General features: G+C 42.3%; 19 protein-coding genes and 1 tRNA gene. 8 read left to right on the top strand and 12 right to left on the bottom strand.

Features of this window, described 5'->3' with window-relative positions; genetic code table 11:
• From LU276_RS04240 to LU276_RS04230, 3 genes are all read right to left on the bottom strand, one after another.
• Positions 1–1227, bottom strand: coding sequence for a DEAD/DEAH box helicase (locus LU276_RS04240; RefSeq protein WP_284674579.1), 1227 nt, complete (start codon positions 1225–1227; stop codon positions 1–3).
• A gap of 37 nt (positions 1228–1264) precedes the next feature.
• Positions 1265–1696, bottom strand: coding sequence for a hypothetical protein (locus tag LU276_RS04235; RefSeq protein WP_284674396.1), 432 nt, complete (start codon positions 1694–1696; stop codon positions 1265–1267).
• 160 nt (positions 1697–1856) lie between these two features.
• The gene (locus LU276_RS04230) at positions 1857–2066 is read right to left on the bottom strand and encodes a cold-shock protein (protein WP_284674395.1); all 210 of its coding nucleotides are present in this window, start codon (positions 2064–2066) and stop codon (positions 1857–1859) included.
• A gap of 353 nt (positions 2067–2419) precedes the next feature.
• On the opposite strand from LU276_RS04230, the gene aroQ reads away from it, so the two are divergent.
• Complete coding sequence (aroQ, locus tag LU276_RS04225; protein WP_284674578.1) at positions 2420–2899, top strand: type II 3-dehydroquinate dehydratase; 480 nt, start codon at positions 2420–2422, stop codon at positions 2897–2899.
• A 72-nt stretch (positions 2900–2971) separates the two neighbouring features.
• Here aroQ and ttcA read toward each other — a convergent pair whose 3' ends face one another.
• The 3 genes from ttcA to LU276_RS04210 all read right to left on the bottom strand — a co-directional run bounded on the left by ttcA (position 2972) and on the right by LU276_RS04210 (position 8252).
• Positions 2972–3949 (bottom strand): tRNA 2-thiocytidine(32) synthetase TtcA, encoded by a 978-nt coding sequence (ttcA, locus tag LU276_RS04220; protein WP_284674577.1) that lies wholly within the window; start codon positions 3947–3949, stop codon positions 2972–2974.
• Between the two features lie 193 nt (positions 3950–4142).
• Positions 4143–6965: a bifunctional 23S rRNA (guanine(2069)-N(7))-methyltransferase RlmK/23S rRNA (guanine(2445)-N(2))-methyltransferase RlmL gene (gene rlmKL / locus LU276_RS04215; RefSeq protein WP_284674394.1), complete on the bottom strand. Its 2823-nt coding sequence runs from the start codon at positions 6963–6965 to the stop codon at positions 4143–4145.
• 102 nt (positions 6966–7067) lie between these two features.
• The gene (locus tag LU276_RS04210; protein WP_284674393.1) at positions 7068–8252 is read right to left on the bottom strand and encodes a mechanosensitive ion channel family protein; all 1185 of its coding nucleotides are present in this window, start codon (positions 8250–8252) and stop codon (positions 7068–7070) included.
• A gap of 207 nt (positions 8253–8459) precedes the next feature.
• On the opposite strand from LU276_RS04210, the gene LU276_RS04205 reads away from it, so the two are divergent.
• Entirely contained in the window at positions 8460–9368 is a 909-nt protein-coding gene (locus tag LU276_RS04205; RefSeq protein WP_284674392.1) for a LysO family transporter, read from the top strand.
• 143 nt (positions 9369–9511) lie between these two features.
• Here LU276_RS04205 and LU276_RS04200 read toward each other — a convergent pair whose 3' ends face one another.
• The 4 genes from LU276_RS04200 to LU276_RS04185 form a co-directional block, all read right to left on the bottom strand.
• Positions 9512–10759, bottom strand: a complete 1248-nt coding sequence (locus tag LU276_RS04200; RefSeq protein WP_284674391.1) for an FAD-dependent monooxygenase — start codon at positions 10757–10759, stop codon at positions 9512–9514.
• A gap of 99 nt (positions 10760–10858) precedes the next feature.
• Positions 10859–12268: a type I glutamate--ammonia ligase gene (gene glnA, locus LU276_RS04195; protein WP_284674390.1), complete on the bottom strand. Its 1410-nt coding sequence runs from the start codon at positions 12266–12268 to the stop codon at positions 10859–10861.
• A 155-nt stretch (positions 12269–12423) separates the two neighbouring features.
• Positions 12424–12729, bottom strand: a complete 306-nt coding sequence (locus LU276_RS04190) for a hypothetical protein (RefSeq protein WP_284674389.1) — start codon at positions 12727–12729, stop codon at positions 12424–12426.
• Positions 12730–12820: 91 nt separating this feature from the next.
• Entirely contained in the window at positions 12821–13339 is a 519-nt protein-coding gene (locus LU276_RS04185; protein ID WP_284674388.1) for a hypothetical protein, read from the bottom strand.
• Between the two features lie 295 nt (positions 13340–13634).
• Here LU276_RS04185 and rpoD point away from each other — a divergent pair, with 295 nt between their 5' ends.
• The 6 genes from rpoD (at position 13635) to LU276_RS04155 (ending at position 22878) form a co-directional block, all read left to right on the top strand.
• Positions 13635–15497 carry an RNA polymerase sigma factor RpoD gene (gene rpoD / locus LU276_RS04180; RefSeq protein ID WP_284674387.1) on the top strand — a complete coding sequence of 621 codons (1863 nt, stop codon included), beginning with the start codon at positions 13635–13637 and terminating at the stop codon, positions 15495–15497.
• Between the two features lie 217 nt (positions 15498–15714).
• On the top strand, positions 15715–16041 hold the full coding sequence (locus LU276_RS04175) for a YbeD family protein (protein WP_284674386.1): 327 nt from the start codon (positions 15715–15717) through the stop codon (positions 16039–16041).
• A 64-nt stretch (positions 16042–16105) separates the two neighbouring features.
• The gene (locus LU276_RS04170) at positions 16106–17386 is read left to right on the top strand and encodes an exonuclease SbcCD subunit D C-terminal domain-containing protein (protein ID WP_284674385.1); all 1281 of its coding nucleotides are present in this window, start codon (positions 16106–16108) and stop codon (positions 17384–17386) included.
• A gap of 3 nt (positions 17387–17389) precedes the next feature.
• A complete protein-coding gene (locus tag LU276_RS04165; protein ID WP_284674384.1) occupies positions 17390–21169 on the top strand; it encodes an AAA family ATPase in 3780 nt (1259 codons plus the stop codon).
• A 94-nt stretch (positions 21170–21263) separates the two neighbouring features.
• A tRNA-Leu gene (locus LU276_RS04160) sits at positions 21264–21350 on the top strand.
• A gap of 163 nt (positions 21351–21513) precedes the next feature.
• Complete coding sequence (locus LU276_RS04155; protein WP_284674383.1) at positions 21514–22878, top strand: tyrosine-type recombinase/integrase; 1365 nt, start codon at positions 21514–21516, stop codon at positions 22876–22878.
• 55 nt (positions 22879–22933) lie between these two features.
• Here LU276_RS04155 and LU276_RS04150 read toward each other — a convergent pair whose 3' ends face one another.
• Together LU276_RS04150 and LU276_RS04145 are read right to left on the bottom strand one after the other, a co-directional pair.
• Positions 22934–23470 (bottom strand): NlpC/P60 family protein, encoded by a 537-nt coding sequence (locus LU276_RS04150; RefSeq protein ID WP_284674382.1) that lies wholly within the window; start codon positions 23468–23470, stop codon positions 22934–22936.
• Between the two features lie 25 nt (positions 23471–23495).
• Complete coding sequence (locus LU276_RS04145; protein ID WP_284673414.1) at positions 23496–23813, bottom strand: phage holin family protein; 318 nt, start codon at positions 23811–23813, stop codon at positions 23496–23498.
• Between the last annotated feature and the right edge of the window lie 73 nt (positions 23814–23886).

The raw sequence follows: 23886 nt of genomic DNA, 5'->3' as shown, positions 1-23886 counted from the left end.
CTACCCTGCTTCACTATAACAATCCGACCGATCGGTTTTATTTTGTGATGAACCAGCATGATTATCTGCCTCTATGAATTCAAATTGGTTTAATTTAAACTTCATATCCACATGCTTTTCAAGTGCAGGTAGATTAAAGGCATCATTTTCACTGACAAAACTAATGGAAATACCTGTGTGCCCTGCTCGTCCAGTACGCCCAATGCGATGCACATAGTCATCAGGCATCTCAGGTAGCGTATAATTAATGACATGAGTCACATCATCAACATGGATACCTCGCCCTGCCACATCAGTCGCCACCAAGATATTTACCTCGCCATCCTTAAAGCGTTTAAGATAACGCTCTCGTTTTTGTTGGGCGACATCACCTGAGAGCATGGTTACCTCAAACTGGCGACGCAAGTTATCATATAGTCGCTTCACTTGGTCTTTGCGATTGGCAAAAATAATGGCTTTTTTCACATCTTTGTCAGACAAAATCTCACGCAACGCCGCCATCTTTTCACGCTCAGTCAATAAATAAAAGCGTTGGTCAATCGCCTGATTGGTCTTACTCTCTGGAGCGATTTCCACAAAAGCAGGGTTATGTAGCCAGCGATAGGCTAGGTTCATCACATCAGCATTAAATGTTGCCGAGAACAATAGGCTTTGGCGGTGTGTATTGACAGGTATGTGCCGAACGATGCGTTTAATATCAGGGATAAAGCCCATGTCAAGCATGCGGTCCGCTTCATCCAAAACAAACACCTCCACTCTATCTAAGAACAACACTCCCTTGTTCACCCAGTCAATAATGCGACCTGGTGTACCAATCAAAATATCCAAAGGACGGCGTTCAAGCTGACTTGCTTGTTTATCAAAATCCGCACCACCTGTGATACATAAATTATACAGGTTACTAAAACGGGTTAATTCACGGCAATCGGCAAAAATCTGCTGTGCTAACTCACGAGTCGGTGCTAAGATTAGAGCACGGGGCTCACCCAAAAACCTTGCCTCATCAGACGCAAAGGGGTGTTTCATTAGCGATTCAATGATGGTAATCAAAAAAGTCGCTGTCTTGCCAGTACCTGTTTGAGCCTGACCAATGGCATCTTGATTGGCGAGCGTATGTGGTAAGATTTGTGCTTGAATTGGGGTTAGCTTCTCAAACCCAAGTGCACGCACCGCCTTTAAAGTCGTCTCAGACAATGGCAAATCTTCAAAACGACCAAAAGTCGCCACATCGCTTGGAAGTGTGTATAAACTCAAATGATTATCCTTATTTATTTTTGGCGGATGTTTTTGTTGGTTCAGTTGATTCTTCTAAAATCATATCAAGGCACGCATAGCCTGCTTCAGCGGTTGCACCTTGTACAAATTCACGCTTTTTATCATCGCTTGTTTCAACATTCTGCTTATACAACTCAGTCAATGCCACCTGCCAAAATTCTTTGATGTATTCGGTGATTTCATTATCACCGAACTGCTTGACAAGCTCAGCTGATACCACCTCAACTTCTTTTACGGCATCGCTTTGTTTAACATCAGATTGACGCATGACCGCCACGCTAAACACGCCTTCACCGACAATATTACAGATGCCATAAGCTGTTTTTTGTTCATCGCTTAGTTCTTGTGCATCTTGAGTGTCTGCAGCAGATGCACCCATGCAGATGCCTACAGCAAGTACACCAGCCAATAGTTTATTCATAATTTTCATTGTCATGCTCCAATAGGATAGTAAAAAATATACACAATAACGCATTATAACAATTTATGCAAATGATTTGCAAAATTATCCACATCATGAGTGATGAACGCATAAAAAAAGCCCACAAAAAAGCGGACTTTTAGTGTGTCAAGAAAAGTGTTTATAGCTTGGTTACTTCTTCAGCTTGTAATCCTTTATCGCCTTCTCTTACAACAAATTCCACTGCTTGACCTTCTTTTAGCAAGCGATAACCTTCGCCCAAAATCGCACGAAAATGCACAAACACATCTTCACCTGTCGCACGCTGAATGAAGCCAAAACCTTTGGAATCATTGAACCATTTTACAGTACCTTGTTCACGAACTGACATATTTTCTTCCTATAAAAACGCTTGAATATGATGGGCATGGTTACTAAACACGCCATCAAAGCTCATCAAGCTAAATTAACTCAAGCGGGTTGAAAATCTCAACCACACTCTTTTTACAGTAATCAGTAGGCAATTTCATCAATATCGCCAGCAATAATATTACTAACAATATTTACAAAAAATCACATCTTTACATAACTACCGCAATTATCATACCATGATAAATTCAGAATACAAGTATTTTTATCAATTTTCACACACAAGTGTCTATTTATCCACGATTAACCACCAATCAGACAAAACTTTTCACAAAAAATCTGCTAAAATAACGCCATTCTTACTTTAGACCGCCCATCATTATGAAACAGTCTCGCCACATCTTATTACTAAATGGTCCAAACCTACATCTGCTAGGCAAACGAGAACCGCACATCTACGGTACAACCACGCTAGCTGACATCGAACATCGCTTAATCAGTAAAGCCACCAAGCATGGCATCATGCTGACTGCCTTTCAGTCAAACCACGAAGGCGACATCGTTGATAAGATTGGTGAATTGGGATTGTTGGCTGATGGTACAGGCTTTGACGCTGTCATCATCAATCCTGCCGCCTTTACCCATACTTCAGTAGCGATTCGTGATGCACTCACCGCCGCAAACAAGCCATTCATTGAAGTCCACCTATCCAATGTGCATGCACGAGAGCCATTTCGTACGCATTCTTATTTTTCCGATAAGGCAGTGGGTGTAATCTGCGGGCTTGGCGATATGGGCTACGACATGGCACTAGATTGGTTGGTTGAGTATTTGAATAAAGCAGACAGTGATTGACAATCCTTTTTTGATAGCTAAGATGGGTAATGCAGGCGGTAAAATACGCCCAACCACCCATCTTGATACAAGTCATAACACAGGATTGATAACAGGGATTTTTTTATCTTTGTCAAATTTTGGATTAAAGGTCTGCACCTCAGGATTGGTTGGCAGTCCAATATCAGCCAGCTTATCTGCCACACCCACTTGAATATTATCACCCTCAAACAGGCGTTCATCATCCGTCCGCTCGGTTTTTAGGCTTTCAAAATCAAACAGTTCACGGTCAGCAAGCTGACTTGGGGCAACATTTTGCAAGGCCTTAAACATACTTGCTAGGCGTTTTGGGTGGGCATTGTCCCATTCACGCAACATATCATTAATCATCGCTCGCTGTAGGTTTTCTTGTGAGCCACAAAGATTGCAAGGGATAATGGGAAAGCCTTTATAATTGGCGTATTTAATGATGTCTTTTTCGGCGACATAAGCAAGCGGACGAATCAAGATATTTTGCTTATCATCTGATAGCAGTTTAGGCGGCATCGCCTTTAATGAACCGCCATGAAACAAGTTTAAAAAGAAAGTTGCCAAAATATCATCACGATGATGCCCAAGTGCCACTTTGGTTGCACCAATTTGCTTAGCAAAGCCATATAACGAGCCACGACGCAAGCGAGAGCAAGCAGAACAATAAGTTTTACCCTCTGGTACGACCTGCTTAACGATACTGTAAGTATCTTTTTCTAGAATGTAGTAAGGAATGCCTTGCTCAGATAAGTATTCTGGCAGTATGTGTTCAGGAAAACCGGGTTGTTTTTGATCAAGATTGACCGCCACAACTTCAAAATTAATCGGTGCAATACGCTTTAAAAAAAGTAGAATATCTAGTAAAGTAAAGCTGTCTTTACCGCCTGAGATACACACCATGACCACATCGCCATCTTCAATCATATTAAAATCACGAATCGCCCACGAGACTTCCTTGCGAAGTTTCTTTTGCAATTTCTTAAAGCGAGTTGATTTAATGCCATCGTCAAAATCATGAGTTTCATCATTATCATCGGTCATGTCATCTCGCTTGTCATCATGCGACAAGGCATGAATGACCTCTAGGTCATCACTGTCTAGCGGTGTTGCATCATTCTTCAAGTCGTTTATCATGTCGTTCATGTTATCTTGCTCAATATTCTATGATTGATGTGTTTAACCTTTATTTATCCCATTTGACCATCGCTCACAGCTTGCCATAGCTATGGGTTGTTTAGGATTTTGATTTGATGGTATATTTTTTTATCTCACTGGTATTTTTGGTGTTTTCAATGGCAACAGCGACCAATTTACCATCGATTTTTTCATAGCGTACCTTTGGGGTGGATTTTTTGACTGCTTGGGCGTTATTATCACCATCTTTATTGGCATAAGTCTTATCAAAGCGATGAGAGTGCTTGGACTGTCTATCAAAACGCCCCGCCCTTGTTTCATCTTTTATACCACGCTGATGAAAACCACCTGCTAGACCATGCTGAGCAGATTTATCCTGTTGGGAACGGCTACGTCCGCTTTCTTTTGTGCCATCTTGATGAGAGCGGTGCTTACTGGCATGATGAGTACGGTCGCCATGCTTATCAAAGCTACTCCGACCACTGCGTTTTTCATTCGTATCTTTAACGACTTCACCATCCACTTGCTTTTGGTGCGTCTGTACAGACCTCTCTATGGCTTTTATGCCATTTTTATGACGGATTTGGTAACTTTGATGGATGGGTTTTTTTGGATTAAAATCAAAGCCGGTTGTCTTATCTGTTAAGCACACCACTTCATAGCGAGCCAATAAACTTTCATCAAGCTCAAAGCGAGTGTAGTTGTTACTAAAATACAGTACCCCATCAGCCGAGAGTCGGTTCATCGCACGATTAATGAGTGCAACATGGTCTCGCTGTACATCAAAAGTCCCCTTAAACTTCTTAGAGTTTGAGAAAGTTGGTGGGTCAATAAAAATTACCTCATATTGCTCAGTATGCTCTTTAATCCACTCAAAAACATCTGATGCGATGAATTGATATTTCAATTTGCCATCAACATAGGCGGATAAATCCAGACCATTTAGAGCAAAGTTTTGATGCCCCCAATCTAGATAATTGGCGGACAAGTCCACACTCGTAACAGACTTTGCTCCTACCATCGCCGCATGGACACTTGCTGTACAGGTATAAGAAAATAGATTTAATACTCGCTTGCCACGGCTGGTAGCAGCAACCATCTGACGCATATTGCGATGGTCAATAAACAGCCCTGTATCTAGATAGTCGGTAAAATTGACATAAAAGTAAGCCCCATATTCACGCACAACATACATTTTTTTGCGTTTGGTTTGAGCATCTGAATTTTTGGTATATTGGTCATTACCTGACTGTCTGGCACGAGTTTTAATAAAAACATCTTCACGAAACACCCCAAGTATTTCTCTTGTGTGATGTAACACCGAATTAAAACGCTGCTTGGCAACATCAGCAGGGATTTGTTTGGGTGGTGCGTATTCTTGTACATGCACCTTTGTGCCATATAAATCAATGGCGACATTGTAGTTGGGCAGATCTGCATCATAAACACGCAAATTACTCACCTCATCCACTTTGGCAGCTTTTTTTAGGTGAGCTAGGTTCTTTTGTAGGCGATTGATGAATTCTTGAGCCTCTTCGCTGACGATATACTGTCTTTCAAATCGCTCAATCAAACTTGGCTGTCTTTGTATATCTAGCGAACCATGACGAAAATACACCGTCAATGCACCGTTATGACAACGCAAAGTCGCAGGATTGATAATAGGCAATGTATCAACATGCTCTACATGACTACCCAACACAGCTAAAGTCGCTTGATGAATGCCAGCACACTCAAAACCATCAGATGCACACAAGCCCAAACCTTGATATAAAGGCTTAATAAAATCAGCCTCACCCAATCGCTCCCCATAAGGCGGATTGGTAATCAATAAAGGGTTGCTCGCTTGTAGTTTGGCAAGCGTATCTTTTAAGGCACTAAGTGGCTGCTGTCTTAGTGTGATGTGATTGATGATGGGCGACAGTCCTGACGCCATGAGATTTTGATGGCAGGCGTGTACCGCTGTTGCATCGGCATCAAGGGCGATGACAGTAGGCATATTCTGACTCAGTTTATCCAAATTGGCATGAAATCTGTCATTTGCCGTCATGACCTGCTGTTGCCATAGTGCATCGTCATGGTATGCCCAGTGATAAAAACCAAACTCGTTAGTCGTCTTATCTAGCCCTACAGGGTAATCAGCACGCATCAGCATGGCTTCTGTAATGAAAGTCCCCGAACCACACATTGGGTCAATGAGTGCATCGTGTTGCCCTGTATGCCAACCGCATTCGTACAATAAGGCGGCTGCTAAGTTTTCTTTTAAAGGAGCAGCGGTATTAACAACACGATAACCACGGCGGTGCAAACTGGTGCCCGATAAATCCAAAAACAACTCAGCAAACTGATTATTCGCCACTGCAAAAATATGAATATCAGGCGTCTTTGAGACATCAGGACGAGCCCCAAGTTTACGATTAAAGGTATCCACAATCGCATCTTTAATACGCAAGGTGGCGAACTGCTGATTAATAGTCATTCGCTTATCGGTTGATAGACGAATAGCAAAGCTATGATCTAGGTCAAAAATCTGCGTCCAGTCGTAACGAGCAGTAAACTGATACAATGCTTCTGGCACATCTTCATCAATCACCTGCGTCTGTATGGTGCGACTGATGGCACGCCCTTTGTCATCTTTTGAGATTTGATTGGTGATGGTCTGTTTTTGCTTAAAATGATATTCGCCAATCGGCAGTAAAATACGGCTCGCCACACGGCTATATAGGCACAAATGATAGAACTGAGAAAGACCGACTGTTGCACGAACACGCCCCACACGAGTGATGTGAGCATCAATCCCAAAGGACTTAAGCTCAATCAATAGTGCATTTTCAAGCCCATCAGCACAGGTTAAAACAAGCTCAAAAGCACGAGTATCAAACTGACAAAAGGGGTTGATCAGAACAGGGGTGGTGCTACTCATAGAATTCTCAATAAGACAATGCAATCAGAACCATCTATTATAGCATACATTAGCCATCTTCACCATCGAAACTGCCTTTAATGATAACCCTAAGCCGTTCCATTAAAGCTGATTTTTAGGTTCTGCACCATCTAGGGTTTCATTTAAGTTGTCAGCAGATGGTTTATGTGGTGCAAGCTGCATCCACGACTCGCCATTCATCATTAAACGCATATGCGGATAAGGTGCATGAATGCCCGCATCATCCAAATCTTGTTTGATTTTTTCGGTGATATTCTCTTTGATGACAGGAATACGAGCTACTGACAGCGGTGCAACCCAAAAACGCACGATAAAAAACACACCATATTCACCCACCTCACTGACAGTTACCATAGGTGCTGGATGTTTTAACACCACCTCATCTGCCGATAAAGTCTTAACAATGATGCTTCTTGCCTGATTGATATCAGCATCTAAGGCAATGCGAGCTTTGACATCAAAACGAATCATCTTTTTAGAGGTTAGATTAACCACTTCTGATGAGGCGACGGTAGAGTTTGGAATAATAATGATGATATTATCACGGTCAAGAACTTGGGTGGCACGCAATGAAATCTTCACCACCCTCCCCTCTTTATCCCCTAAACGAATCCAATCACCCACCTGAAATGATTGCTCCACCAAAATGGTAATCCCTGCAATGAAGTTGGCAAGCGTACTTTGGGCTGCAAAACCCACCGCCAAACCCACAATACCCAGACCTGCCACCAATGACACAATATCAAAGCCAAACTGTGCAAGCACACTAGCCAATGCCAAAACAAGCACCAAAACCAAAATCATGTTTTTAAACAGCTGTTCTATCGATGCGTTTAACTCATAATGTTTTAGTACACCGCTTAGCATTCTTCCTGATGTCGTCCATAGCACATAATAAAAACCGATCCAGCCTGATGCCTTTGCTGTCGCCTTAACTGTATCGGCATGAAAGCCAATCTGCATCATCACTGCAATCAAACTTGTTACAAACCACACATAGCGAAGGATGGCACGCATGATACGCATTCGTCGCTGGGATAGATGCAAAAATGCCCGAGCGTGCTTGATGCAATAAACCAACAGCCAATAAATAAAGCCAATCAAGGACAATAAAATGATAATCTTAATTGCTGTCGCTGACAACGCCAGACCCCGCTCGGTCCAGTTCATATTATCATCAAGCGAACCACCCAAAAACAGATAAACACTTTGATAAAGATCTTTGATGATTTTTTCAAAAAAATCCATGATGGCTTGACTATTCATAGGCTAACTGTGGCGTTTGTGGCATATTAATGTTACAATATCCATTTGTAAGCCAAAAAGTGTGCTGCATCTTGCTTACAATGAATTTTTGCGTTATTGTAGCAAAATTATCGCTAAAAATATGCTTTATTTACTGTGTTTTTTACTTTTTTATGGATCGCAAGCCCAAACCGACCACCCCCTATCTTAGCAAGTGAAGTAATAATAATGAATGGATTGCTGACGCTGATTTTAATAGTAACGCCAATGTTTGTCGGATTTGGCTTACCTAGTCGCCCAAGCTGGGTAATCACTGCCGAACGCTTGCTTAATTATTTGGTATTTTTAATTCTCATCGTCATTGGTATTGAGCTTGGCTTGGTAGATAATTTAAGCCAAAAAATTGACGAAATTACTTTATATTTAGGCACTTTGACCGCACTCACTGTTGGTTTTGGCTCAGTTGCACTGTATCTTTTTGACAAACTTATTCCCATTAAGCATCACAGCAAATCCCCTGCCCAAAAGACCAAAATCAGCCTACATGGTAGCTTGATGCAGATCAGCTGTTTGGCACTGGGTTTTATCATGGCAAGGTTTCTACCCCCAATCTTATTACCACCAAATGGTACAACCACCGCACTGCTCATGCTACTTTTATTCCTTGTGGGCGTCAGCTTAAAGGGGTCTGGTGTTACATTAACACAGGCGATGCTAAACAAGCGAGGCTTACAAATTAGTGTCATTTTTACGGCGGCGACACTTTTTGGTGGTGTAGCTTTTGCTCTATTATTTGACGAGGTAAGCATCACAAAAGGTCTAGCACTCGCCTCAGGCTTTGGTTGGTATTCACTCTCTGGTACAGTGATGACCGATGCTTATGGGGCAGTGTGGGGTAGTGTCGCCCTACTAAATGATCTTTTAAGAGAGATCATTGCATTCATCTTTATCCCTTGGATGATGCGTCGTTCATCATCAGCGGCGATTGGGCTTGGTGGCGTTACCAGTCTTGACTTCACCTTGCCAACTTTAACCGCATCAGGCGGTACACAAATCATTCCCACCATCATCAGTTTTGGTTTTATTACCAATATCATCTCACCGATTTTTATGGTGTTTTTTAGCGCATTAGGTTAATGATAAACCATGACTGATCATCATGGCTTTATTGTTTTTCGGATATACGCCATTACTCACAGAAACATGATTTTAAGTGGTAAGATAAGATTGCCCATATAAATGCCAAGCCAAAATAATCAATCAATCTTTATGAATGAAACCTAACCACCCCCTGCCTTTTTATTAAAAAAATTCATCAACAAGCGAGATTTACCCACCAAATTTACCATCTCAGCACGAATAAATCTCAGTGGCTCTTTTTGTGGCAAACTCCCTGCAAAAGCATAGTTAATCAACGAAAACCCATGCATCATCACTTTATTATATGAACACCGTTCTCGCTCATAACGACGCAATAAATGCTTGCTGTCTTGGTCGGACTGCCTGATAAGCTGTAGCAATGTCGCCACATCCGCCAATCCTAAATTCAACCCCTGTCCTGCCAAAGGATGCACGCCATGAGCAGCATCACCAATCAGTAAAGTATGCGGTGCGGTATAGCTTTTGGCAACCTGAGCAGATAAAGCAAAACTGGCAACAGACTCAATGCGATGAATCCGCCCACGCTCATAACCACTAGCAAGAGCTAATTTATGCATCAACTCATCATGGGGTAGTGCCAAATATTCCTTTGCCATTTGAGTGGGTAGTGTCCACACCACCGAATGCCAACACCCATCATCCTCTGCTGATACATCTGCCAAAGGCAGTAATGCCAGTGTGCCTGATGGTAGCATGGCTTGGCGTGCAGTATGCTCATGTGGCTTATCAGTCTTGATGGCACAGCAGATGGCGGTCTGCTGATAGTCAAGTTTGTCCACCCAAATGCCAGATAATCGCCTAACAACAGAACTCCTACCGTCAGCACCCACCAACAGCTTGGTGTCCACTAGGGTGGTGTTGCCAGCATCACAAATAAGGCGAAGGCTGATGCCGTCATGGCGAATATCAAAGCCAAAGATTTCATCGACCCGCCTGTCATGTAGCACGGTCAAATATTGTGCCAAATCTGCTTGGCGTGCTCGTTTGTATAGTGCTTCATCGATGACGATGGGTTCAATCATACTACCTAAAATCGGCGGATTAATAGATTCTTTGGCAAAATTTAACTCACCACGCCCATCACTTTGCCACACCTTCATGTCCGTATAATCAGCACGACGCACAAAGTCCACCACACCGATGGATTCAAATAACGCCAAACTTGCCAAATTCAGTGCATACACCCGAGCATCACGATAAGCCAAAGCTGCTTGTCGCTGTTCATCACTCATGGCAGGCTTAGCATCAATCAAGACGACTTGTTTTTTAAGGCTAGCAAGCCCAATAGCAAGCGTCATGCCTACCACACCCCCGCCCACAATAAAAACATCAGTGCAGATTTTATCAACCATTATTTTAACGCTCAAAAAATACCAACTAAAATACCAAAAAGCACATTGGTTTTTATTTAATCATTGACAACAAAAAAGTGCAAGGCGAACTTGCACTTTTTTATATTTCATCGGTTATACACGATAGTACATATCAAATTCAAGTGGGTGAACCACTTCATTGATTCGGTGTACTTCTTTCATTTTTAGGTCGATGTAGCTGTCAATCATCTCTTTGCTAAACACACCGCCTTTTAATAAGAACTCATGGTCATCACGCAAAGCGTTGAGTGCCACCTCTAGGTTTTCTGCCACCGTTGGAATTAGAGTTTCTTCTTCTGGTGGTAGGTCGTATAGGTTCTTATCGGCTGCCTCGCCTGGATCCATCTTGTTTTCAATGCCATCAAGACCTGCCATCAAGAGTGCAGCAAAGCACAGGTATGGGTTGGCTGATGGGTCAGGGAAGCGAGCTTCAATACGCACCGCTTTTGGACTGTTGACATGTGGAATACGGATAGAAGCCGAGCGGTTCGATGCCGAATATGCCAGTTTAATCGGTGCTTCATAGTGTGGCACAAGACGCTTATAACTGTTTGTGCTTGGGTTGGTGATGGCATTTAATGCTCGAGCATGCTTGATGATACCACCGATAAAATATAGTGCCATCTTAGATAGTCCTGCATACTCATCACCAGAGAACATATTGACACCATCTTTTGAGATGGACATATTGACATGCATGCCAGAGCCATTATCACCAACTAGCGGTTTTGGCATAAAGGTTGCAGTTTTGCCAAATTGATTGGCAACATTTTGTACAATATACTTAAACTGCTGTACTTCATCTGCTTTTTTAAGCAAGGTATTAAACGAGATACCAATTTCAAGCTGGCAACTTGCCACCTCGTGATGGTGCACCTCGATACGACCCTCCCCCATCACTTCTTCAATGCGGTCACACATCACAGAACGCATTTCATGATAGTGATCTACAGGAGCAGTAACTGCATAAGCACCCTTGACCGCAGGTCGTTGACCTAAGTTACCCCATTGATAGTCGTTATCAGCACTCCATGCCGCCGCCTCTGCAATAACTTGGCTTCTAGCACCTGACATATCAATATCCCATTTGACTTCATCAAACACAAAAAACTCTGGCTCAGGTCCGATGAACGCAGTATCGCCAATCCCTGTTGATTTTAGATAAATTTCTGCACGGCGTGCAATAGAGCGTGGGTCTTTAGCGTAGCCTTGTAAGGTATCAGGCTCAATAACATCACAAGCAACAACGATGGTTGGCGTACTAAAAAAAGGATCTAAATAGGCTGTGCTAGCATCTGGCAACAAAATCATGTCCGATGCCTCAACACCTTTCCAGCCTGCCACACTTGACGCATCAAACATTTTGCCGTCTTCTAGAACATCTTCATCAATGCTTGAGACAGGGAAAGTTAAGTGTTTTTCTTTACCATGCGTGTCCGTAAAACGAAAATCCACCCACTTTGCACCCGATGATTCAATCAAATCAAACAGCTTATTAGACATAATTTCACTCCAAAATCATAAACATAAGTACACTAAACGGTAAGATATTAAAGCCCTTCTTATCATCTGTCAATCATTTTTGACAATTTGAGCGGTTTCATTAAAACTTATCAAAAAACCGAATTATTAATCAAAGATATTAATAATTCGGTTTTTTAATTAGGTAAGTTCATCTGGGTGGTGTCAGGATTGAGTCCAAAATAAAATACCACTGTCGCAATCAGACTGTTGATGATGATAAACGCCCAGTCAAATGTTTCGTGGTTTAATAAAAAGCGACCAACCAATGCACTAACCGCCAGCATGATGACAAAACAAGCCAGTAGATATTTAATAATCAGTGGGTGTGTTAGAGAGAATCGTTCGTGATTGACTTGGTGGCGTAAAAGGTGCTTGCGATGAATGACAAAACCAATCACATAAACAATCGCCCCAAAAATGATAGAACCAACAATACCCATCAGACACCTTTTTTATCTCATCAACGCTATTTATCTTATAAATTCTTTGATATCAATCTAAGATTGACACACCAACCAACCACAAACATAATCAAAGTAAATCAATCAAATCATCATCGCAAGACACTTGATAAACCGTGTTTGAGCCATGAACAATATACATAATATGGCGACTATCCAACAATGGATTGATATTTTTGATGGATTCTTTGACCTGTGCCAAAACCATCGCACCATCTTTTCGTGCAACAATCTGTTCAATATCATCTTGACTTATATCAAATCCATTTGCTTTAAAATACCGCCAACCTGTCGGTATATTCAGCACTTCAAGTGGTTCGGGTTTATCCCAAACAGATGAGCTACCTTTTGGTTCTTTCATCTGCATGACCAAAACGCCATCATCTTGACTGATTTTTATTTGAGCAGGCTCATCATGACTAACGGTATAACACCCCACCACAGCATCCATCTGCACGCTTACCTGCGTGTCGCTCGGTGCCGTGATTGTACTTATATCTTGCTCGTCCGACTTTTGGCAGGCAACCAAAAAAATCAGCAAACATAGCGTGCCAAAACCAATAAATTTTGGGGTAAATCGTACAATCATAAATCAACCAGTTGGTAATATCTCAATGAGTAATATCATGGGTAAATCACTCACTTATAAAAAACCCATCATGTCAAATCAGCTTGGTTATTTTACCGATATTTATGTGATTTTGCTAGCTTAAGTTTTATCTTTTGTCTGAAGTTTTTGTGAATGTTAGGATAGACTTTGATATCAAGACATAAATTTCTTAGCAAGGGTTTAAAAAATCACAAATACCCCCATATTGTTAGCATCTGTGCTATAATATCCAGTATTTTTTTAGGTCAAGCAAATAATAACAAAGCGAGTATTCATGAGCGAACAACATTCTAATTCTCAGCTAGCGACTTTGATTCAGCTAGGCAAGGAACAAGGTTATCTGACTTATGCCGAAGTCAACGACCAACTGCCTGAATCAGTTACAGAAAGCGACCAGATTGAAGACATCATTCAGATGCTAACCGATGTAGGCATTCCTATATACGAAGTTGCCCCAGATGAAGATGACATCATCTTGACCAGCTCAAGTAATGATGACGACATGGCTACCGATGAAGCCGTTGCCGTCTTAGCGAGCGTTGAGACCGAGCCAGGTCGCACAACCGACCCTGTGCGTATGTATATGCGTGAGATGGGTACTGTAGATTTGCTGACTCGTGAAGGTGAGATTGGCATCGCCAAACGCATCGAAGAAGGTACTCGAGAAGTGCAGTACATTATGGCTTACTGGCCAGGTACAGTAAAATTCGTGCTTGATGAATACGCCCAAATCGAGACAGGCGAAAAGAAAATCTCCGATATCGTCTCAGGATTTTTAAATCTTAGTGATGATGAATTTGAACTCAAAGATGACAACGAAATCGACCTAACAGACATCAAAGAAGAAAACAAAGTTAATGCCCTAGAAGACGATGACGAAGAAAACGGAAGTATGGATGCTGCTGGCGGCGATGATGACAGCAACCTTGACCCTGAAGAAGTGCGTACCCGCTTTGAAGAGATTCAAACTCTATTTGCCAAATCACAACAAGCCCTAGAAAAGCACGGTCGTGGTAGCAAGGAAGCTAAGGCAGCTTATGACGCATTAGCATCTCGTTTTATGCTCATTAAACTAAATAACCGTCTATCTGACCAAGTCATGACGCTCATGCGTGAAGTGTATGAAGATGTTCGTAATAATGAACGCAAAATCATGCGTTTGGTGGTGCGTCATGGCAAGATGCCGATTGACGAGTTTAAAAAAACCTTTCCAAGCAATGAAACCAATCTTGACTGGCTACGCCTTCGCATTGATGGCAAACCTGCCTTTGCTGAGACATTAGAAAAGGTATTACCTGAAGTCATCGCCCTACAAGAAAACATCCTAGCTCACGAAAATGAACTACAGATGGATGTCAAAAACATGAAGGCGGTGGCTCGCCAAATGGCAATCGGTGAGGCAAAAGCCCGCCGTGCTAAAAAAGACATGGTTGAAGCCAACCTGCGTTTGGTCATCTCCATTGCCAAAAAATACACCAACCGTGGCTTGCAGTTCCTTGATCTTATCCAAGAGGGTAATATCGGTCTTATGAAAGCTGTGGATAAGTTTGAATATCGCCGTGGGTATAAGTTTTCCACCTATGCCACATGGTGGATTCGCCAAGCCATCACTCGCTCTATTGCTGACCAAGCACGCACAATTCGTATTCCAGTACATATGATTGAGACGATTAATAAAATTAACCGTGTTAGTCGTCAGCTGTTGCAAGAAATGGGGCGTGAACCCACACCAGAAGAGTTGGGCGAACGCTTAGATATGGACGAGGCGAAAGTTCGCAAAGTCCTAAAAATCGCCAAAGAGCCTATCTCTATGGAGACTCCGATTGGTGATGATGAGGATAGCCATTTGGGTGATTTCATCGAAGACAACACCATCTCAAGTCCTGTAGATAGTGCCACCGCTGAAGGGTTGCGTGAAGCAACTCGTGAGGTGCTAGACAACCTAACCGAACGAGAGGCAAAGGTACTCAAAATGCGTTTCGGCATTGACATGGCATCTGATCACACCCTAGAAGAGGTTGGCAAACAATTTGATGTTACCCGTGAACGCATTCGCCAAATAGAAGCCAAAGCCCTGCGTAAACTTCGCCACCCTTCTCGCTCTGAGCATCTGCGTTCATTTCTTGAAAATGATTAAAGGGCAAGTCGGACCGCTCAAGTCAGTCAAGGATTGGCTTAACCAATCAGCTTTTGACAATAAAATAGCCACCCTGCGTGGTTATTTTATTTTTCGTTTCTGATGGATTACTTAAAAAACAGTCCTTAGGACAATCCGCCAGACAACTTGAAAAACCACCGCAAAACTCCATCTATTTACCACACCAAATAACATAATAAATAATCAGGTAGCCGCTATGAAACTTACCAACCTAAACCGCAAACCCACCGCAACCAATGCCAAACGCACAGAAATCCAAAACCCAGAGCTTTGGAATTTTCCAATGGATTATCCCATCAGTATCATTGGTCATGAAGGTGAACACGATGCTTTGTTGCATGAAGTTACTTTAATTTTGGCAGAGATTTTTCCTAAATTTGATGCTGCCAGCATTCAAATCAAACCATCTAAAACAGGCAGATTTCACGCTTTAAGAACCAAACTGTACTTAACTTCTGCCGATGAAGTCAATCGATTATATACCGCCCTTGATAAAGCAAAAACCGTAAAGACAGTTGTATAAAACCCATCTTTATCGTTAAGCGTGCTATCACCCATATTTATCAATATCACACAGCTTTTATGTCATGACCACTCCACCACCAAAACCAAGTACCACTACTTTGCGTGTGTTACATACTTCAGATTGGCATCTTGGCAAACGACTTCATCAACAGCAACGCTATGAAGAGTTTGCCGAGTTTTTGGATTGGTTGGTGGACTGCATCAACACTCAAGCAGTTGATGTTTTGATTGTTGCAGGTGATGTTTTTGACACCATGACACCCAGCAACAAAGCCCAAGAACTGTATTATCGCTTTTTGGGTATGGTTGCTAAAAGCAGTTGTCGCCATATCATCATCACCGCAGGCAATCATGACAGCCCAACCTTCTTGGACGCCCCAAAATCCATCTTAACTTTCCTAAATATCCATGTCATCGGCATGGCAAGCAGTCAAGTGGATGATGAGCTACTCATATTAAATAACGATGACATACCAGAAGCCATCATACTGGCCGTACCTTATTTGCGTGATAAAGATGTTCGTGATAGTGGGATATTTGATGATATAAAAAATAAAGAATATGATACCATAAGCGGAATCGCCAACCACTACAAGAAACTCGCCACCCATGCCAAAGAGCAACAAGCACGCATTCTAACCGAGCATCACAAAAAAGTCCCCATCATTGCCACGGGTCATCTATTCATTGCAGGGTCGCACACATCATCTCATGATGACGGCATGCGAGAGCTGTATGTCGGCACGCTTGGGCAAGTCTCTGCCAGTATTTTTGATGAAGCGATTGATTATGTTGCCTTAGGTCATATCCACGCACCACAAAAAGTTGCAGGCTGTGAACACATTCGCTACTGCGGTTCACCGATTGCCATGGGTTTTGGAGAAGTAGGAAAATCCAAACAAGTACTCATTATTGATTTTACTGATGAACAACCACCAAAAATTCACACCCTGCCCATTCCTGTATTCCAAAGACTGGCTCGCATCACGGGTGATTGGGATGATATCATCAATGAACTTACCCAGCTTTATGACGAACCTAACAGCATCTGGGTGGAAGTTATCTATACAGGATCTGCACTACGCCCCACCCTTACCCAAGACATACGAGAACTATTAAAAGATACCAATATCTTAGCATTAAGCATACAAAATCAGGCTTTGTATAAAAAGACCCTTGCCGTACAGCCGACAGCTCTGAATATAAAATCACTCAGTGAGATGGATATTTTTACACAATTACTCAACAAAAAAGGCATTGATGAAAGCAAACAAACACAACTTAAAACCGCTTATCAAATTCTTTTGAGTGCTGTACACGACAGCGACCAACACGCAGAATGATTCATGAAAATTTTAAGTCTAAAATTTACCAACCTAAATTCCCTTAAAGGCAGCTGGCACATTGATTTTAGTAGTGATGCTTTCATACGTAACGGCTTATTTGCCATCATCGGTCAGACAGGTGCAGGCAAAACCACCATTTTAGATGCCATCTGTCTTGCCATCTATGGGCAAACGCCACGCATCAAACAAATCAGTGCCAGTCAAAATGAGCTGATGAGCCTAGGAACAGGCGAATGTGCAGCACAAGTAGATATTGACATGGCGGGCAAATTGTATCGCTTTGCGTGGCAGCAACGGCGAGCAGGCAACAAAGCAGATGGCAAACTTCAAGCCATTCGCCGAGAAATCAGCCGTATTAAGCACGCCCAAGACGACCAAGGCGAACTCATTGAAACCAAGCCAAGCCTTTGTGATAAAAAAGCTGTAGAAATCATGCACATGACTTTTGAGCAATTCACTCGGTCGGTGATGCTTGCACAGGGCAATTTTGCTGCTTTTTTAAAGGCGGATGCTGGCGAAAAAGGTGAGATTTTAGAGCAAATCACCGGTACAGAAATCTATGCCAAAATCAGCATGCAAGCCCACTTGACCGAAAAACAAAAACTTCAGGAACTGACTGTATTACAAGACAGACTTGACGATAATCAAGTCATGAGTGATGATGATTTTTTTGCCCTAAAGGCAAGCATTCATGCCGATGAACAAGCACTAAAAACCCATCAAGACCAGCTTATCAACATTGACAAACACATCAAAACCCAAGAAAATAAACTTGCCTGCGAACAAAAAATCGCCGACCTGACCACATCTTTGGCAAAGTACGAACACGAAAAAAACAACTTTGCTCCACAACTTGATAAATTGCACCTTGCCAATAAAGCACTAAAACTGTACGGTACATACACACATTACCAAAATCTAAACGAACAAAAAACCGAGCTGACCAATGAACAGCACGAGCTTCGCCAAAAACAAATAGGCATGCAGACCCTACTTGAGCAGGCAAACACCAAACAAAAACTTGCCAATCAAGCACTAAAGGATGCCAAAGAAGCTCAAAAAACCACCACCCCCTTACTCCAAGAAGTACAAGGGCTTGATACACAGATTACTCAGCTAAGTCAGCAACAAATCGAGCTTGGTACACAGCACAGCCAAAAACAGCATGAACTTAACCAAGCCAAACAGCGACTAAGCGAACTTACCAATGAACAGACCGCCCTTAAAGCTGATTTTTTTAGCTTGCAGGAGAGTATTCAAAACATGAGTGACGATGATAGTCAAGACTTAGGTGTATTGACTGCCCTAACACAAGAGTTTGACCGTCAACAGGTCAGATGGCAACAGCTATCACAACACACCCAAAAAAACAAAACCAAACTTGATGCACTTGAAGCAGACATTAAGCAAAAACGAGATGCATATCGATATGCCAACTCTCAACTAAAAAACCATCAACAAACTTACAGCCAACTACAGCAAGATCTTAATAACATCAGTACTGATGCGACCGACAACCTACATTCTTACGGCTTGTCATTGCAACAAAGCATTCACACGCACACCTTGCTGTATCATATATGCACCGAATTACACACACTATATCAAGAACAATCAGCACGCCATCTGCTCATCAATGAACACCAAAACACCATCAAAGCGGACAACGAGCGATCATCACAGCTAACACAGACGATAAATACACTACAGCAGCAATTAGCAGAAGCAGAAAATACACTTATTGCTTTAGAAAATAATAAATCCCTTCAACAAGAAGTTCAAATTTTACAAGAACGCCTTGCAAAATTAGCCACAGGCGAGCCCTGTCCGTTATGTGGCTCATGTGAGCATCCTTACAAGGATAATAGCGGTCATACCAAAACCCAAGTGGACACTAACATTGATGAGACTATCACACACACTCGTGAGCACCTAAAAACAACAAACAGTGCTTTGCAAAAGCACACTCAGGACAACCTTATCCTACAAAACAACATTAACAACACCGCAAATCAGTTAGCAACGCTATCTGCCCAGAGTCATGCTCACGACAAAAAAATCAACGATCTTATCACAAAAATCAACACACTCACCCAAGAAAACAAACTACCAACACCAACCATCACGCCAGATGAACTATCCAATCATCAAATACAAATCAAAAAATCTCTTGACCAATTGCACCAAAAACAGCAACAATATCAAGCACTAGAACCACAAATCACCCAAATCACCACCCTTCTCAATCAGGCAAATGAGACCTGTCAAGCAATCAAACAAGACGGCGAGCTAATTAGCAACCAAATCACTTTGGCCAAGCAAAGTTTCGCCAACAGCCAGCAGGAGCTTGATGAGCTGACCGATGACATCAACCAAACTTTGGGGCAAATTAATCATCTTTGCCATAAGCTAGGGAAAAACATCCCCATCATCACACACACTAACCCTAAAAATTGGACGGCAATTCACCACAATATCTTGCAAACCATTCATCTAATCAAACAAGATTTTGAACATCATCAACACGCCAAAACCAAATATCAAGAGTTAGAACGAAAACTTGATGGGCTTGACATACACCTTAGCAATCAAGAACAACAAATACAGACTCTAAGCGATGATGAATGTGCAATATCCAAGCAACTACAAACCATCACCGAGCAGCTTAGTAGCTTACAGCAAAGGCGATGGGCACTTTTTGATGATAAGGATGTTGAGAATGAGACACGCCAGCTGATGGAGCGTATCGAGCAGGCGAGCGAACAACTCAACCAAGCAACACTAGCACAACATCAGCATCAGCATACACTAGCAGCCGTCAAGCAAAGACAGCAGGAAGTCAATGAGCGATTGAATCATCTTAATTGCAAGTTTGACGGCATTACCAATGAATTTCATCAGGCATTGATTACACATGGCTTTAATGATGTGGCACATTTTTTAGTATCTTATCTTGAAGAAGCAGATAGATTGTCTTTACAGAACCAGTCAGATGCCATCGATTACGCCATCAAAAAAACTTGTGAGACCCTTGAGCAAGAACAACAGCTATTAAAACATCTGACAGACACCACCTGTCAGCAAGTCTCTTTATCCGAGTTACAAGCCCAAAAACAAGAAATTGTACAGCAAGAACGAGTCCTGCTACAAAACTTAGGAAAAAATCAGCAGATTTTACTTGATGCGACACTTGATCGTGAAAAACACAGCCAGTTAACCCAAGAAATCCATCAAAAGAAACAAGATATTACCATTTGGCGTAAATTAAATGAGCTTATCGGTTCAGCCGATGGCAAAAAATACCGTAATTTTGTGCAAAGTCTTACCTTGCAACTCATGCTACATCATGCCAATGCGATACTACAACGCATGAGTGAACGATATATTCTTCAGCACAATACGCATGATGAGAAAAACTTACTTGAAATCAATATCATCGACACCCATCAAGGTAGCGAAGAACGCAGCACCAAAAACTTATCTGGCGGTGAGAGTTTTATCATTAGCCTTGCATTAGCACTTGGATTGTCCGCCATGAGTAGTGAAAATATCATCATCAATTCGTTATTCTTAGACGAAGGATTTGGCACACTGGATGAAGAGCTACTCGATGTCGCTCTATCAACACTGTCCGCACTACAAGATGAAGGCAAGATGATCGGTATCATTTCACATGTTACGACACTAAAAGAGCGAATCAGCACACAGATCGTAGTACAAAAAACCGCCAATGGCACAAGTCGCCTATTAGGTTTGGGCGTTCATCAATTAGCATCCTAAATTTGATAAAAAAATTAGTAAAATTTACAAAAAACACTTGACGAATCTTAAAATTCCTATATAATACGCAACATGTTTCATAACAGCCACTTATGCCAGTGTGGTGAAATTGGTAGACACGACGGATTCAAAATCCGTTGCCCTTAAAAGCGTGTCGGTTCGAGTCCGACCACTGGTACCATTACGCCTTTTTAAGGCATTTCAAAAATAAAAAAAGAGCCCTTAAAGCTAATAAAATCAAGGCTTTAAGGGTTTTTTGTTGTCTTTTGGCATTGCAAGCCATTTCATTTTGTTGCATACTAATTGTACCCTATTTTGTACCCTATTTTGTACCCCACTTTTTTATGCCAGAAATTAAGACCGACAAACAAATACACGCCCTAAAATTGCCAGTAGATAAGAAAGAATATTTTGCCAAAATACAGGGCAAACCACGCCTATTTATCCGAGTGCGGGCCACAAAAGACGGTTCGGTCAAGTCATGGGTGTATCGTTATACCAAAGACGGTAAAACAGCTAAATATTTTCTGGGTGACTACCCTGCTATCACAATGACAAAAGCATTTGAAAAATGGCAGGAACTAAACGAATTAATCGCCAACGACATAGACCCAAAAACCCACTTTGAACGATTGGAAAAAGAACGCAAACGCCTAGCTAGCAATACTTTTGATGTGATTTGCCAAATGTGGGCAGATAAACAAAATTGGAAAGGCAATACAGCAAAAAGGCGACAATACCGCCTAAATTTATTTATCAAACGCTTTGGGCAAACGCCAATAGATAAAATCACTACCGCCGACTTGATAGAATTATTACAAGACATAGAACGCACCCACCGCCAACGAGCCGACCCCACCAAACCAAGCGATATGGCGGACAGGTGCAGGGGGCATTTGATAGATATTTTTGCGTGGGCGACACTACACGGCTACTGCACGCATAATCCGATGAGCGACATCGCCAACGCCAAAACCAGCCATCTATTAACCACCGTCAAATATGGCAACCGCAAGGCATTGGTTAAGCCATCTGATTTTGCACGCCTACTTAAAGATATTTTTGATGACAAGTCAATGGACGACCACACCCGCCACAATATGCTATTGCTTGCCTACACCGCCGTGCGAAATGGCGATATTCGGTCGATGAAATGGGCGGATTTAGATTTGGACAATAGCAAATGGGAGCTTACCCCCATCAAAGGGCAATCTAATAGCGGTATCAAGATGGTTGAAAAAATGACAGTCCCCTTACCCCGTCAAGTCATCAAAATTTTGCAAAAACAGCATAAGCTCACAGGACATTTGCCCTATGTGTTTGCCAAAGACACTAAAGACGGCTACATATCAGACGGAGCGACTAACACCGCCCTAAAACGCTTAGGGTATGACGGATTGCACCAATCACACGGTTTTCGGTCAAGTGCCAAAAGCATTTTGATGGGCGAGCTTGATTATAGCGACTTGATTACAGAGATGATGCTAGGACACCAAATCAAGGGCGATAATCCTTATATGCGAGCAGATTTGTACGCCAAGCGGTGTGAGCTTATGCAGACATGGGCAGATTATATTGATGACCTAGCTAATGGCAGAGATACAACACACTATAAGGGTGTGTATCGAGAGAAACCGAGCGATATTTTACAAGCGTTGATTAATATGCTGGGCAAAGATGGGTTAGCAAAGATGTTGCAGGACGCATAAACAGTTTGTCCTGCCAATAAAAAAACACCCCAAACCATAAGGCTTGGGGGTGTTTTTATGCTTCGTTCGTGCTGACTTTACCGTTACTCGCAAAAACAGGCAACGCAAACCGATGTGTCGCAGGCATAGACTGTGTACCACACCAGCGATAGCCCAGCACACGAGATGGGCTAAATGGCTTGATATTGACCGCATCGCCTTTATTGCCGCCAAGCACCATAATATTACCATGCTTGTCTCTACCAACACAAAACCCTACATGACCACCACCATTGCGACTAAACACCACCACGCAGCCATAAGCGGGGTTATTGAGCTTACTGCCTGCCGTCACCCATGAACGAGCCAATGGGAAAGATTTTGGAATGTGATGCGACAATCCTGCCTTTGCCATGACAAATGCGACAAATGCACCGCACCATGGTGTTTCGTCATTTTGCCGTACTTTTTCTTTTAGGCGGTGGGCTTGATTTGTGGCAGTAAAGCCTGTTGTCCACATCTCCACCACCAATGGGTTGTGCTTGACCCCCTTGATTTCTTGTTGTCCGATGTACTGGCGGGCGATTTGCACCCATTTTAATTCATTTTTCATTTTTGTGCTCCAATAAAAAGCCCCATTAGGGGCTAAATAGATGATTGATTTTTTTGCCGATGGCATCGATGGCGTTACCGCCCAAGTGACCGCTGATGGCGACCGCCACCGCTGTCAATAGCGGCTCGGTCTCTAGGTATTCGCAGAGGTAGAATGTGACGACGCCAGCGAATGCTGACACCATCAATTCCCCAACGAGCTTAATGAACACTACTGTAAGCTTCTCAGGCTTTCTTTGCTTGTTAAGTCGCCTAATGAACGCCACCAAGCCACCTGCCATCGCCAGCAGTCCCACCCATAGATAGGTGATGATGGTGTAGGTGGTTGGGTCTTTTTCGATCATAATTATTCCTCTGTTCCGTCCACTGTGATGTTGAGCTTGATGTTGTGTTTCATTTTTTCTCCTTGGTTAATAA

Source organism: Moraxella haemolytica, assembly GCF_030177935.1.
GTDB lineage: Bacteria > Pseudomonadota > Gammaproteobacteria > Pseudomonadales > Moraxellaceae > Moraxella > Moraxella haemolytica.
Note: the sequence above shows the minus strand (reverse complement) of the source record. Positions and strands in the feature narration are given on the sequence as shown.